This window comes from Photobacterium panuliri (genome assembly GCF_059920555.1).
The window spans coordinates 150500-164138 of the sequence record NZ_CP197192.1; the positions used below are offsets into that span (position 1 = coordinate 150500).

General features: G+C 55.1%; 12 protein-coding genes. 4 read left to right on the forward strand and 8 right to left on the reverse strand.

The annotated features are described in order from the left end of the window. Window positions 1-8: 8 nt before the first annotated feature. The 6 genes from aroK to pilM form a co-directional block, all read right to left on the reverse strand. Window positions 9-527, reverse strand: coding sequence for a shikimate kinase AroK (gene aroK / locus ACSF8X_RS00815; protein WP_047877838.1), 519 nt, complete (start codon window positions 525-527; stop codon window positions 9-11). Window positions 528-737: 210 nt separating this feature from the next. Further along, the gene (locus tag ACSF8X_RS00820; RefSeq protein WP_084722163.1) at window positions 738-2450 is read right to left on the reverse strand and encodes a type IV pilus secretin PilQ; all 1713 of its coding nucleotides are present in this window, start codon (window positions 2448-2450) and stop codon (window positions 738-740) included. Window positions 2451-2463: 13 nt separating this feature from the next. After that, window positions 2464-2997: a pilus assembly protein PilP gene (locus tag ACSF8X_RS00825; protein WP_047877837.1), complete on the reverse strand. Its 534-nt coding sequence runs from the start codon at window positions 2995-2997 to the stop codon at window positions 2464-2466. Beyond that, a complete protein-coding gene (locus ACSF8X_RS00830) occupies window positions 2994-3590 on the reverse strand; it encodes a type IV pilus inner membrane component PilO (RefSeq protein ID WP_500850482.1) in 597 nt (198 codons plus the stop codon). The genes ACSF8X_RS00825 and ACSF8X_RS00830 overlap by 4 nt, the downstream gene beginning before the upstream one ends. Beyond that, window positions 3583-4167: a PilN domain-containing protein gene (locus tag ACSF8X_RS00835; RefSeq protein WP_500850483.1), complete on the reverse strand. Its 585-nt coding sequence runs from the start codon at window positions 4165-4167 to the stop codon at window positions 3583-3585. The genes ACSF8X_RS00830 and ACSF8X_RS00835 overlap by 8 nt, the downstream gene beginning before the upstream one ends. Then, window positions 4164-5162 (reverse strand): type IV pilus biogenesis protein PilM, encoded by a 999-nt coding sequence (pilM, locus tag ACSF8X_RS00840; RefSeq protein ID WP_500850484.1) that lies wholly within the window; start codon window positions 5160-5162, stop codon window positions 4164-4166. The genes ACSF8X_RS00835 and pilM overlap by 4 nt, the downstream gene beginning before the upstream one ends. 147 nt (window positions 5163-5309) lie before the next feature. Here pilM and ACSF8X_RS00845 point away from each other — a divergent pair, with 147 nt between their 5' ends. Then, window positions 5310-7856, forward strand: a complete 2547-nt coding sequence (locus tag ACSF8X_RS00845; protein ID WP_500850485.1) for a penicillin-binding protein 1A — start codon at window positions 5310-5312, stop codon at window positions 7854-7856. Between the two features lie 79 nt (window positions 7857-7935). On the opposite strand, the gene oxyR is transcribed toward ACSF8X_RS00845, so the two are convergent. Then, a complete protein-coding gene (gene oxyR / locus ACSF8X_RS00850; protein WP_047877832.1) occupies window positions 7936-8853 on the reverse strand; it encodes a DNA-binding transcriptional regulator OxyR in 918 nt (305 codons plus the stop codon). A 164-nt stretch (window positions 8854-9017) separates the two neighbouring features. On the opposite strand from oxyR, the gene ACSF8X_RS00855 reads away from it, so the two are divergent. From ACSF8X_RS00855 to ACSF8X_RS00865, 3 genes are all read left to right on the forward strand, one after another. Beyond that, on the forward strand, window positions 9018-9746 hold the full coding sequence (locus ACSF8X_RS00855; protein ID WP_047877831.1) for a glutathione peroxidase: 729 nt from the start codon (window positions 9018-9020) through the stop codon (window positions 9744-9746). Window positions 9747-9816: 70 nt separating this feature from the next. Then, window positions 9817-11274, forward strand: a complete 1458-nt coding sequence (locus ACSF8X_RS00860) for a dihydrolipoyl dehydrogenase (RefSeq protein ID WP_500850486.1) — start codon at window positions 9817-9819, stop codon at window positions 11272-11274. Between the two features lie 124 nt (window positions 11275-11398). Beyond that, window positions 11399-11647 carry a DUF3624 domain-containing protein gene (locus ACSF8X_RS00865; RefSeq protein ID WP_084722162.1) on the forward strand — a complete coding sequence of 83 codons (249 nt, stop codon included), beginning with the start codon at window positions 11399-11401 and terminating at the stop codon, window positions 11645-11647. Between the two features lie 65 nt (window positions 11648-11712). Here the strand turns inward: ACSF8X_RS00865 and argH are convergent, their stop codons facing one another. Continuing rightward, window positions 11713-13590 carry an argininosuccinate lyase gene (argH, locus tag ACSF8X_RS00870; protein WP_500850487.1) on the reverse strand — a complete coding sequence of 626 codons (1878 nt, stop codon included), beginning with the start codon at window positions 13588-13590 and terminating at the stop codon, window positions 11713-11715. Window positions 13591-13639 lie beyond the last annotated feature (49 nt).

Here is a 13639-nt window from a genome sequence, read left to right on the forward strand (position 1 = left end):
CTTGTTGATTAGCGCTCTTCAAGCATCTTGATGATTTGGTTCGCGACAACCTTGGCGCTCTGATCATCAGTGCGCACGACATAGTCGGCGATCTCTTCATACAGTGGATTACGATCCTGTGCAAGTTCCTCCAGAACTTCACGCGGAGTATCGGTCTGCAGCAACGGGCGCTTTTTATCACGCTGCGTACGAGCAAGCTGCTTCTCAATCGTCGTTTCAAGGTATACCACAATACCACGGGCAGACAAGCGATTGCGGCTCTCTTTGCTTTTTACCGAGCCACCACCTGTTGCCAGGACAATACCTTGCTGCTGGGTCAAATCATCAATGACCTTCTCTTCGCGAACACGAAAGCCTTCTTCGCCTTCCACGTCGAATACCCAGCTGATATCCGCACCTGTGCGGTCCTCAATTACCGTATCGGAGTCAAAGAACTCCATATGTAATTGCTGTGCAAGGTGTCTACCTATAGTACTTTTGCCGGCACCCATTGGGCCGACCAGGAAAATATTTCGTTTTTCAGCCATTTTTAGCAATATTTACGCGCGGTTAATATAACGACACCGCCCGCAGGCTTAAGTGAAAACAAGCCCGAGGCGCCAACTTCCTCACATTTAATTCGTGATAAGACCGAAAATTATCTCAAGACAGGGCTAGGGTTGGCAATAGCTAGACGGGATTTATTGCCGAAGAAGGCCCTTAAACGGGCCTTCAACGTAAAACAACAAGGGGTTAACTCACTGACGGACAATCTTAGGCGTGACAAAAATCAACAATTCGCGCTTGCCCATTTTTTCCATTGTGCTCCTAAACAGCGCACCAAGCACCGGAATATCCCCCAATACCGGAATCTTCTGGATCTTGTTGTTGAGCGTATGCTGGTAGATCCCGCCCAGTACCACAGTCTCGCCGTTGTCGACCAGAACCTGAGTACCAATTCGCTGGGTATCAATCGACACCGCTTCGCCAGTACCGGCTTTCACCACATCACCCACCTTGTCCTGGGTAACCACCAAATCCAGCACCAACTTGCCATCGGCAGTGATCTGCGGGGTTACCATCAGACTCAGAACCGCCTTCTTGAAGCTCACCGACACCGCACCGCTCGATGCCGCTTCAAGGTACGGAATCTCGGTACCCTGCTCGATGTAGGCAGTCTTCTTGTTGGTGGTCATCAAGCGTGGGCTTGAGATAATCTCGGCTTTTTTCTCCTCCTGCAATGCCGACAGCTCCAGATCCAATAGAACATCGCCCATCTTGGCCACTTGGAAGGCGACACTAGAGGCACCCGCACTGGTCGCCGCCAGGTTAACGTTCAAGAACTCGTCAACCGTAGCCTTGCGGTCAAGCAGTCCAACCGATGCCAGGTTATTCTCTATCGAGCCGCCGACGGTATTGGTACCGTCCGTACTCAAAATCCCCCAACGCACGCCGAGTTCATCAATATCCCCCTCGTCAACCGTCACGATACGCGCTTCAATCTGCACCTGATCGACCGGAATATCCAATGCCGCCACGATATCGCGCACGTTGGCCAGGTTCTCAGGGATATCATTGATAATAATAGAGTTGGTTCGCTCATCGACATGCAGCGAACCTCGGCCAGAGAGCATGCTAATACCGTCCTCAGCTCCGGCCAGCAACTCGCCCAGCTCCGTCGCCTTGGCAAAGTTAAGGGTAATGATCTCCGACTGCAGCGATGCCAACTCTTCTTCCTTGCGCTGCGCTTCCAACTGCTCCTGCTCGCTACGCATCAACTCTTCTTTCGGCGCAATCATCACCACCGAGCCCTGCTCGCGCTTGTCGAGGTTCTTCGACTTGAGGATAATATCCAGCACCTGTTTCCACGGCACATCATCCAGACGCAGGGTCAGGTTGCCGGTCACCGAATCAGATACCACCAAGTTAAAATCGTTATATTCCGCTATCAACTGCAAAACGTTACGTACCGGCACATCTTGGAAGTTGATGGAAATTGGCTTGCTGTCATAGGAAATAGTCGAGGTGTCAATCTTGCTTCGATCCTTCTTGGCAACAATCACCTCGAGCTTATTATTCTTGCTCTTGTAATCATACAAGTAGTCACCGCTCATGGTCAGTACCAAGCGGACACCACGCTTGGTACGCAGGGATTCAACTGTCTTGACCTGGGTGGCGAAGTCAGCCACATCCAAGACATAAAGCATGTCATCGGCAATATCAGTGTCGATGAAATCGACATACAGCAGGCGGCCGTTACGGCGCAAGTCAACCACCGAGCGAGATTGCTCAAGATCCACTATCAAGACCCCGCTCCCTTCCGAGTTACGGGTGAAATCAAGACCGCGGATATGGTTCGAGACCGAGGCCATGGCGGCTGCGCTAGCAAGCCACAGCACAATGGCAAGTCCGATTTGGCCGACCCGGGCCCATACACTATATTTCCTTCCTTGGGACGCATAACTTGTCATAGTTCTCTGTCTCTTAACTAGTAGGCTTAACCTGTTTTGCCAATGTCAGCTTGATCGGGCGTTTCAGCCAGCAACCCTCGCCATCCGGCAATACTTCTTCAACTTCAACACTCTTCGGCAGAACTTTGAGAATCCGCCCCTGGTTCACCCCCAGGTAGTGCCCTTCACGTACTTTTACCAACTTGCCAGCAGGGGTATAAATCAACGCCCACAAGCTACTGCCCTGCCCCATGACCCCCCGCATGCTCAACTGCTCAAGCGGGTAGGCTTCAAGCGGCGTCCGCTTACTGCGCAGCTCCGGCTGCCAACAGGCGGCATTTCGCGCCTGCTGGGCCAACTCAGGACGGGGCTGCAAGAACGGCACCCGAGGGCTGGTCATCACAAACTCCTCAGCCACAAATACCGGCTGGGCATCAAGCGGCTCAACATTGGCTTTCGCCTCAAGATGGGCGGTGTTGATAAACTGTTCTATTGAGTCCTCGTTGGCACGGCACCCCATCAAGGCAAGGGCGGCGACACTCAGAGCAAACCACTGTTGCCTTTTCATACCTCCTCCTTAGGTGCCTTCGGGGCCTTAAAGCGGAATGTCGTTGCCGACACATTCAGTGTCAGCAAGGTATCATCTTCCTCGTCACGAACGAGGGTTATGTCCTTGAGCAGGACAATCCGAGGCAAAGCCGCAATATCCGCAGCAAACTGACCGATGTCTTCATAACCGCCTGTCAGCTCGATACTGATCGGCAGCTCAAGGTAGAGCTCATGCTCAACCCGCTCGGCCCATTCAATGCGATGGAACTCGAGGCCATTGCGCACCCCGATATCATTGACATCAGCAAGCAAGCTGGCCAACTCGTCTTCTTCGGGAAGCTGGCGCACCACCTGCTGGTAGCGATCTTGCAAAATCTCAATCTGTGCTTTGATTTTCGGCAAAGCGGCAACCTGGTTGGCCCGCCGGATAACCTGCATCTTGAGCTCTGCCTCTTTGTTTTTCAGTACGGCCAACTCATCTTGCATAGGAGAGAGCCAATACCAATAGCCAGCAGCCGCGACCAGAATCGCAACCAAGGTTGCAACGACCCCCTGAGCGGCAGCCGGCCACTCCATCATTTCATCCAGTTCCAAGTCCTGCCAGTTACTCATTTGTCTGTCCCTGATCTAGTAAATTGTGTAGCTCTGGCGGCAGTAAGGTAAAAGACGCGCGGAACACAGTGCGCTCTTTGGGTTCTTCCTTGGCAGCAACAATCGAGTGCATGGCGATATCTCGAATCCATTCGGACTGCTCACCATTGCCGAGCAAGGTTGCCAGCCGCCCGTTCGACTCACCCATCCCATTGATCTGAACCCAGTTGTTGTCCGTCGACAACTCATCGAGATAGACCCCTTGCGGAACCACGCCCGGCATCAAGCTAAGCAGCCGCGTCACTTGGTTGCGGCCTTTTTGAATATCGGCAATGACCGCCAGGCGCTCGACCAGAGCGTCGCGCTGGGCATCCAGCTCCGGCAGCATCGACAACTCATTTTCAAGACGGGTAAGCTCCTGATCCAGCTGTCCGTTACGCGCATGCTGAATTTCGTGCTGCTGGCTGTACCAGCCAGACACCAGCCAGACGCAGCCCAGTGCCACCAGAATCGCCGCTGACAGCATGCCGAAGAAGCGTTGCTGGTGCTGCTTCTTGCGTGCATCACGCCACGGCATCAGGTTAAGTTTTGCGATCATTGGGAACCCCCTCGAATCGCCAGGCCGGCCGCAACTGCGTATTGGCTCATCGGACCGTTCAGTTGGCTACTAAGCTTGGGATTGCATTCAAATCCAGATAGCGGCTCCATCACCTTGACGTCGATGCCTAGCATCCTGCCAAGGCTCTCTGCCATCACGTACTGCTGGCCGCCGCCGCTCAACCATACTCCCTGCATAGCAGCACGAGGGTGGGTCGAGTTATAAAGCTGTAGTTGGCGCTTGAGGTTGTCAGACAACAGCTTGGTAAACTGTTCGACCAGCTCCGCAGACACCCCGGTCACCGACGGCCCCTCCTGCTGCATGCCCGGCAGGCTTTCGCTGCCAAAGGCCAGCTCGCGGTGATAGGCCGCCCCATTTTGCGGCTTGACGCTGAACTCGGTGCAGCGGCGGCCGATATTGATCACCCCCCACAACCCGTCGGTCTTGGTCTGCTCGCGGGTATACTGTTCGAGCCAAAGCAAGGCGTGGGTCTGCAACTCAACCACCTCAGGTGACAGGCGCGCCTTGCGCAGCGTTTCAGTCCGGCTGTCCACCGTCTCACGACGTGCGGCAAAAACCTGAAATGGCTGGGTGGGCGCTGATTCCTTGAAGCCCCCGGATTCCAATGAGAAAAAGTCTATGCGTAGTTCATCAATGGGGAATGGCGACGATGCGCTCAATGCTTGCTCAACGGCAAACATTGCTTCGTCATCACTGAGGTGACTGTCAAGCTGAATGACTTTGCTGATCACTGCACTGTCGGGTAATGCCAGAACCGTTTTACTGGCTCCACGCGGCATTGCTTTCTTTAATTTACGTACGGCTGACAACAAGGCTGGCGCATTCACGCTATGCTGATCATTAACCACCGACGCCGACAGCACCACCTCTGCAAAGGCAGCCAATTCCAACTTGGACTTTTTCTGCCTCAAGGCCACTGCTTTGATACTATGATGGCCAATATCAATCCCAATTATTAGTGGGTTCAGAAACATACCGTGCTATGCTCCCTCTAGACGGAATAGCAAAATGATTATTTAAGTTAAACACCCCGGTAGAGCGTTAATTTTCCAGAAGTTATCTTTATACTACTGGTGGAAACTTATTAAACGCACGAATGACGGTGCAACGGGAAATCTCAAGTGAAGTTCATAAAGCGATTACTGATATTTGCAATGATTTGCATAATTCTTGGAGTCACTACAATTTTTGGCTTTTACCTTTATGTGAAGCCGGAACTCCCAGATGTGGCAACATTGAAACATGTTGAATTACAAACGCCTATGCAGGTATTCAGCCGCGATGGCAAATTGATCTCCCAATTTGGTGAGAAGCGTCGCATTCCGCTATCTTTAGACCAAATTCCTCCGCAAATGATCCATGCCATCATTGCGACCGAGGACAGCCGCTACTACGAGCACCCGGGTATCGACCCGATCGGCATCGCCCGAGCCGCCTTCGTCGTTGCGACGTCTGGGTCGGCAAGGCAGGGGGCCAGTACCATTACCCAGCAGCTTGCCCGTAACTTCTTTCTCTCCAATGAAAAGAAGATCATGCGGAAAATCAAAGAGATTTTCATCGCGATCCACATCGAGCAGCTTCTGAGCAAAGACGAAATCCTTGAGCTTTACCTCAACAAAATTTACCTCGGTTACCGTGCCTACGGTGTAGGGGCTGCCGCACAGGTATACTTCGGCAAGGATGTCAGCCAGCTGACACTGAGCGAAATCGCGATTATTGCTGGCTTGCCCAAAGCACCTTCGACAATGAACCCGATCTATTCCGTCGATCGCGCGACGACTCGCCGCAATGTGGTACTGGGCCGTATGCAGGCCGAAGGCTACATCAGCCAAGCCGAGTATGATCAGGCCCGCAACGAACCGATTATCGCCCGCTACCACGGTGCAGAAATCGAACTGAGCGCGCCTTACTTTGCCGAACAGGCCCGTGCCTGGATGGTCGATCGCTACGGTGAGGACGCCTACACCTCTGGAATGCGTGTCTACACTACGGTTGACCCAACCATGCAGCGCGCAGCCCAGCAAGCAGCCATCAGCAACCTACTGGGCTATGACCAGCGTCATGGCTACCGCGGTGCCGTGGCCACGCTATGGAAGAGCGGCCAACCCGCATGGGATATGTCCAGAATTGATGCCCACCTTGACAAACAGCCAAGCTACGGCGACCTCACGCCGGCCGTCGTCACAGATGTCGAAGGTAAAACCGCAACAGTGATTGCCAAAGGCGGCGAACGCCAGACCCTTGACTGGGACGGCATGAAGTGGGCCCGCAAGTTCATTACAGACAAGCGTCAGGGCCCGGCACCGAAAAAGGCGTCTGACATCCTTGCTGCCGGCCAGCAGATCTGGATCCAGCACAAGGGCGAACAATGGGCCCTGAGCCAAGTGCCGGACGCCAATACGGCATTTGTCGCGGTTTCACCGCAAGACGGTGCGGTCAAGGCGATGGTCGGCGGTTTCAACTTCATCCACAGCAAGTTCAACCGCGCCACCCAGTCCATCCGTCAGGTGGGTTCGGCAATCAAGCCGTTCATCTACTCGGCGGCATTGGATAACGGCATGACCCTTGCCACCTTGGTCAACGATGCGCCAATCAACCGCTGGGACCAGAGCATGGGCACAGCATGGCGTCCGAAGAACTCGCCGCCGACCTACAACGGCCCTACCCGCCTGCGTCAAGGTTTGGCCCAGTCCAAAAACGTAATGGCGGTACGGGTACTGCAGAGTGTCGGTCTTGACGAGACGATCAATTACCTGACCCGCTTTGGCTTCAAGAAGAAAGACCTACCGCGCGCGGAGCCGCTGGCCCTAGGTGCAGGTAGCCTGACGCCGCTCGAAGTAGCACAAGGCTTTGCCGTTTTCGCCAATGGCGGCTACTACGTCCAGCCATACTTTATCGCGCGCGTCGAAGACCCGTACGGCAATGTGGTCTATCAGGCCAACCCTAATATTGCCTGCAACAGCGAGTGCCAGAAAGAACGAGGCCACAGCAAGAGCACCGGTTTTGCCCCATCGTCGGTAGTCGCCAATGATATCGCCATCAGCGAAGAATCACTGGATGCCAGCGACCTAGCCCAGCAGGGACAAACGGTACACTATGCACCACAGGTCATCTCAGAGCAGAACGCCTTCTTGGTTCGCGAAATGCTCGAGAGTAACATCTGGGGTGGTGGTGACTGGCGCCACGGCAGTGGCTGGAACGGTACTGGCTGGCGGGCACAAACCCTGAAGCGTCATGATATCGGCGGTAAGACGGGCACGACCAACGACTCCAAGGATGCGTGGTACTCCGGCTTCGGCCCGAACATCGTCGCAACCGCATGGGTTGGCTTCGACAACCATAGCCGCAACTTGGGCAAGACCTCGTGGAACAACAACCTCGGCAAGGATCAAACCTCCGGAGCCGAGGCCGGGGCGAAAACCGCCCAACCGGCTTGGATCGCCTTTATGGACAAAGCGCTAGAAGATGTACCGGTCCAGCGCAAAGTCCTTCCAGCCGATATCATCAAGGTTCGTATCGACCGCGAAAGCGGCAAGCTGACCAACAGCACCGACTTCACCTCGATGTTCGAGTATTTCGAACAGGGCACCGAGCCTACCGAGATGGCCGGGGCAAGCGGGGTAAACGAGGGGATCTTTACCTCTGACAGTTCAGACGAGCTGTTCTGATACCCCCCCACCCGAAACAAAAAGAGCGCCGTGATGGCGCTCTTTTTTTATTCCTCGCAACCAAGGCTGCCTAGTTCGATCACGCCGCACTATTACTGGCAGGCTCGAAATGACCTGTCATGAATTCTGAAACCAACTCGGCCAAAATCTCATAACGCCCCTTGAGCGGGGAGCCTGGACGATAAGCCAAGGTGATCAATCTGCTCGGCACTGGCTCACAGGCCTTGATATAGCAAACGCCATCGCGGCAGCGCTCGCTCGGCGTCGCCAGCTGCGGCAATAAAGTAATCCCACTGCCAGCCGCCACCATATTGCGCAGTGTCTCGAGACTCGTCGCTTGGAAGCTCCCATCTTCCACCGCCCCGGCCGCGAAACAAAAGCCCATCGCCTGATCGCGCAGGCAATGGCCATCACCCAGCATCAGCAGGGTTTCGCCATGAAGCTGGGTCATCGCCAATTTGTCCAACCCGGCCCACGCATGGTCTTCCGGCACCGCAACCACCATCGGCTCTTGATAGAGCGGCAACTCGATAAACGGTTCGGATTCTTTGACCGCTGCGAGGATCATACAGTCGATCTTGCCCTCTTCGAGCTGATGGACAAGTTGGTGGGTCTGAGCCTCATGGAGGAAAAGCTCAAGTTCGGGGAAGCGCGCTTTTATCTGCGGAATGATATACGGCAGCAGATAAGGCCCGACCGTCGGGATAAAGCCAATATGAAGCGGCCCGCTCATGCTGTCCCCTTGCTGGCTGGCCATCTCGGTGAGAACTTTGATCTCCAACAGTACCTTCTGAGCCTGCGCCACCAGCCCCAAGCCAGCATCGGTGAACAAGACCTTGCGGCTCGTACGCTCCAATAGGGCAACACCCAACTCATCTTCCAGTTTGCGGATTTGCCCGCTCAAGGTCGGCTGGCTAACAAAACAGGCCTCGGCAGCCTTGCGGAAATGCTTGTGCTCCGACAGCGCGACCAAATACTCCAAGTCTCGGATATTCATGCTTACCACTTTGATAGGAATTAACTATCAAAACCATAGCAGCAAACAATTAGAACTATCAAGCTGGAAATCGCATAATCATCACATCAACAGGGAGCAAGAAAAGATAAGCTCCGGTTGCAAATGACCAAACAAACATCACAAATTTAATAAGGAATTCGATTATGTTCGTATCTAAAGAAGGCCACGCAGTACCACAAGTTACTTTCCACACTCGCAAAGGCGACCAGTGGGTTGACGTGACTACCGAGCAACTATTTGCCAACAAAACAGTGATTGTATTCAGCCTGCCTGGCGCATTCACCCCAACATGTTCATCAAGCCACCTACCACGTTATAACGAGTTGGCTTCGGTATTTGCTGAGAATGGCGTTGACGACATCCTATGTGTATCCGTTAACGATACCTTCGTAATGAACGCTTGGAAAGCCGACCAAGAAGCTGAAAACATCACCTTCATCCCTGACGGCAACGGTGAATTCACCAAAGGGATGGACATGCTGGTAGACAAAGAAGACCTAGGCTTCGGTCCTCGCTCATGGCGCTACAGCATGCTGGTTAAGAACGGCGTTGTGACAAAAATGTTCATCGAAAACGAAGAACCAGGCGACCCGTTCAAAGTATCAGATGCCGACACCATGCTGAACTACATTGCCCCTGACCACAAACTGCAGGAGTCAATCACAGTATTCACCAAGCCAGGCTGTCCATTCTGTGCCAAAGCCAAGCAAAACCTGATTGACAAGGGCTTGCAGTACGAAGAAGTCGTACTAGGCAAAGACGCGACAACAGTGAGCCTGCGCGCAGTATCAGGCCGCAGCACTGTACCTCAGGTATTCATCGGCGGTAAGCACATCGGCGGTAGCGAAGAGCTAGAAGCCTACCTGGGCTAACCCAGCACCTATAACAATAAGGGCCCGCACTGCGGGCCCAACCCGGCAAGATTTGGATTGGAGAGAACCTATGAATACCCTGAATGTTGATGTTGCAGTGATTGGTGGTGGTACCGCCGGACTGGGTGCCTACCGCGCAGCCAAGGCTTACACCGACAGCGTTGTGATGATCGAAGGCGGCCCTTACGGCACTACCTGTGCCCGCGTTGGCTGCATGCCATCAAAACTGCTTATCGCCGCAGCTGAAAGCGTTCACCAAATCGAGAAGGCACCAGGCTTCGGTATCCACCCGCAGGGTGAAATCGTCATCAACGGCCGCGAGGTGATGGATCGCGTCAAGCGCGAGCGTGACCGCTTTGTCGGCTTCGTTCTAGAAGGGGTAGACGAGATCCCAGCCGAAGACAAACTTGCCGGTTATGCCAAATTTATCGACAACAACACTCTGCTTGTTGACGACCATACCCAAATCAACGCCAAGCGCATTGTGATTGCCACCGGCTCTCGCCCTGCCTACCCGGCAGTATGGAACGAGCTGGGCGACCGCCTCGTGATCAACGACGACGTGTTCAACTGGGATGATCTGCCAGAAGCTGTTGCCGTTTTCGGTCCGGGGGTTATCGGCCTCGAACTGGGCCAAGCCCTACACCGTCTGGGTGTGAAGGTGAAACTATTCGGTATCGGCGGCCAAGTCGGCCCGCTGACAGATCCAGAGATCATGGGTTATGCCGACAAGGCGTTCAAAGAAGAATTCTACCTTGATGCCGATGTAAAAATCGAAAGCATGAAGCGTATCGAGGGTGAGGACAAGGTTGAGATCCAATTCATCAACCACGACGGCGAACTAGAGACCTTTATCGTCGACTATGTCCTGGCTGCAACCGGCCGCCGCCCTAACGTTGACAAGCTCGGCCTTGAAAACACCAGCCTCAAGCTGGATGATCGCGGCGTACCTGCAGCGGATTACTACACGCTGCAAACATCGGTCGAGACGATTTTCATCGCCGGCGATGCCAGCAACCAAATTCCGCTACTGCACGAAGCAGCCGATCAGGCACGTATTGCCGGTGACAATGCTGGCCGCTTCCCTGATATCCGAGCCGGTCTTCGCCGCTCTGTGATCTCAGCTGTGTTCTCCGACCCGCAGATTGCCATGGTCGGCGAGACCTACAAACAGCTTCAGACTCGCCTAGGCACTTGCGGTTGTTTCGCAACGGGTGAAGTCTCCTTTGAGAACCAGGGCCGCTCACGGGTGATGCTGCGCAACAAAGGGATGCTGCACGTCTACGGCGAACAAGGTACTGGCCGCTTCCTAGGCGCCGAGATGATGGGTCCTAACGCCGAGCACCTTGCCCACCTACTGGCTTGGGCACACCAGAACAAGATGACGGTTTCTGAGATGTTGGACATGCCGTTCTACCACCCGGTTATCGAGGAAGGCGTCCGCACCGCACTGCGCGACCTCAATGCCAAGCTCCAGCTCGGGCCTGAAATGATCAAGCACTGCTTGGATTGCGGTCCAGGCTGTTAATCGGCTCTCCTAGCACTACCGATCTGCCCCTGCCATCCGGCGGGGGCTTTTTTATTCCTTCCTCCACCAGCTACAGGCGATCTACAATACCGTCCTTTTCCCCCTCCACTGCCGAGAAATCACCATGTCTTGCCGTTCCTGCCAATCTGTCTTTCTCGCAAAACTCGGCCGCTGCCGCCGCTGCATGAAGCAATTGGCAATCACCGCACCGTTGGCATGGTTGCTATGGGGAATAGGCTTCCGCGACACCCCCGCGACCGTCGGGGCCATCACCACACTGGTCGCCGCTATCGCCACCTCGTTGCTGCTCGCCGCCCACCTGATCCGGGCAAGACAGCTCAACGCCGCCAAACAACGCAGCAAAAGGCCATAACTAAAACAGCCCGGCACAATGGCCGGGCTGAGCAATAAGCGGTTCAGCGGTTTCCACCGCGGCACTTAGGCGACACTGACCGTCGGGATCTGCTGCTCCTGATCCAACCTGACTTCCAATGCCACCTCGTCACAGGCATGCTGACGCGGGCAACGGTCGCAGTCTTTCATCACCTTTTCGGGCAACAGGCTCTTCGAGGTAGGGACAAAGCCCTGCTTCATGAAGAATTCAGGCACCCGGGTCAAAACGAAAACCTTCTTGATCGCCATCTGCGCCGCCTTTTCGACAAGATGGTCGACCACCGCCCGCCCCTGCCCTTGCTGCTGCCAGCCCGCCTCAATCCCGAGCGAGCGGATTTCCGCCAACCCAGAGTCATAGACATACAGCGAGGCACAGCCGGTCACTGTCCCATGATGCTCGGCAACCGCAAACGACCCGATATCTCGCACCAGCTCGTTGCGCATCCGCGGCAGGTTCTCGCCGAGCCCGGCCCAATAGGCCACCATCCCCTCGATGGCATCGAGATCGGTCAGCCGCGCACCGCGTACCTTCACCCCCGGCGAATAACGCTTCTCAAGCCGCTTTTCTGCCTGACCAATTGCATGGTCGACCTGATTCGGCGCCACGCCGCCCAGCGCGCACCGCTTCTCAAGGCATGACTCAATGGTCAGGATCGGATAGACATCAACATCAATCACCGGCGAAAAGGCTCGCATCTCCTCGAGCGATAGCTCCTCGAGGGCGCAGCCCTTCTCGATCGCCGCCACGACGGCAACCCCGACGATATGGTGGGCTTCACGGAACGGGATCCCCTTGGCAACCAGATAGTCCGCCAACTCGGTGGCATTGGAATACCCCTGCATCGCCGCCTCGAGGGTACGGTCCTTGTTGACTTTGATCCCGTCGAAGCACAGAGCCGCCATTTCCATACACTCATGCCAGGTATCCAGCGCATCGAACAGCCCTTCCTTGTCCTCCTGCATGTCCTTGTTGTAGGCCAGCGGGAGTGCCTTGACCGTCATCATCATCCCGGCCAACGAGCCATATACCCGCCCGCACTTACCACGGATCAGCTCAAGGGCATCGGGATTTTTCTTTTGCGGCATCAATGACGATCCCGAGGTCACGGTATCGGCCAGCTCGATAAAGTTCGACTCCCCGGAATTGTAGAAAATCAGGTCCTCGGCCATTCTCGACAAGTGAAGCATTGAAATCGAGGCCGTCGACAGCAGCTCCATCACATGGTCGCGATCGGAAACCGAATCAAGGCTGTTGCGGGTTGCCCGGTGGAAACCCAAACTATGGGCAAGAACCTCACGGTCTATCGGGTAAGCCGTACCGGCCAGCGCCCCCGAGCCCAGCGGGCAAGTATCCAAGCGGCTCAGGGCATCTTGCAAACGCGAGTAATCGCGCTCGAACATCTCGACATAGGCCAGGCACCAGTGGGCAAACGTGACTGGCTGGGCACGCTGGAGGTGGGTATACCCCGGCAAGACCGTCGCCTGGTGCGCCCTCGCCACCGTCACCAGTTGGTTCTGGAGGTGGTCGAGCATCAGCAGCAGCTGCTGGCCCTGCTGGCGACACCACAGCTTGAGATCGGTCGCGACCTGATCGTTACGCGAACGCCCGGTATGAAGCTTCTTGCCCAGATCGCCCACCTTGCCGATGAGCTGCTGCTCAACCCAGCTATGGATGTCTTCCGCATCGGACTGGAGGATCTGAGACGGGTCTTCCATCACGGCCAGCTTAAGCTCGTTGAGCGCCAGCTCCAGCCTCTGCTGCTCCTCTTCGCTCAGCACGTTAACCTGACGCAGCGCCTTCGACCACGCAATCGAACCGACAATGTCCTGCTCTGCCAGCCGATAGTCAAACCGCAAAGAGTCGTTGAACTGCTTAAACCTCGTATCAGCTGCCTGGCTGAACCGTCCGCCCCAGAGTGCCATGGTACTTCTCCTATCCTACTTGTCCGACTTGCTCATTATCGTTATGGGT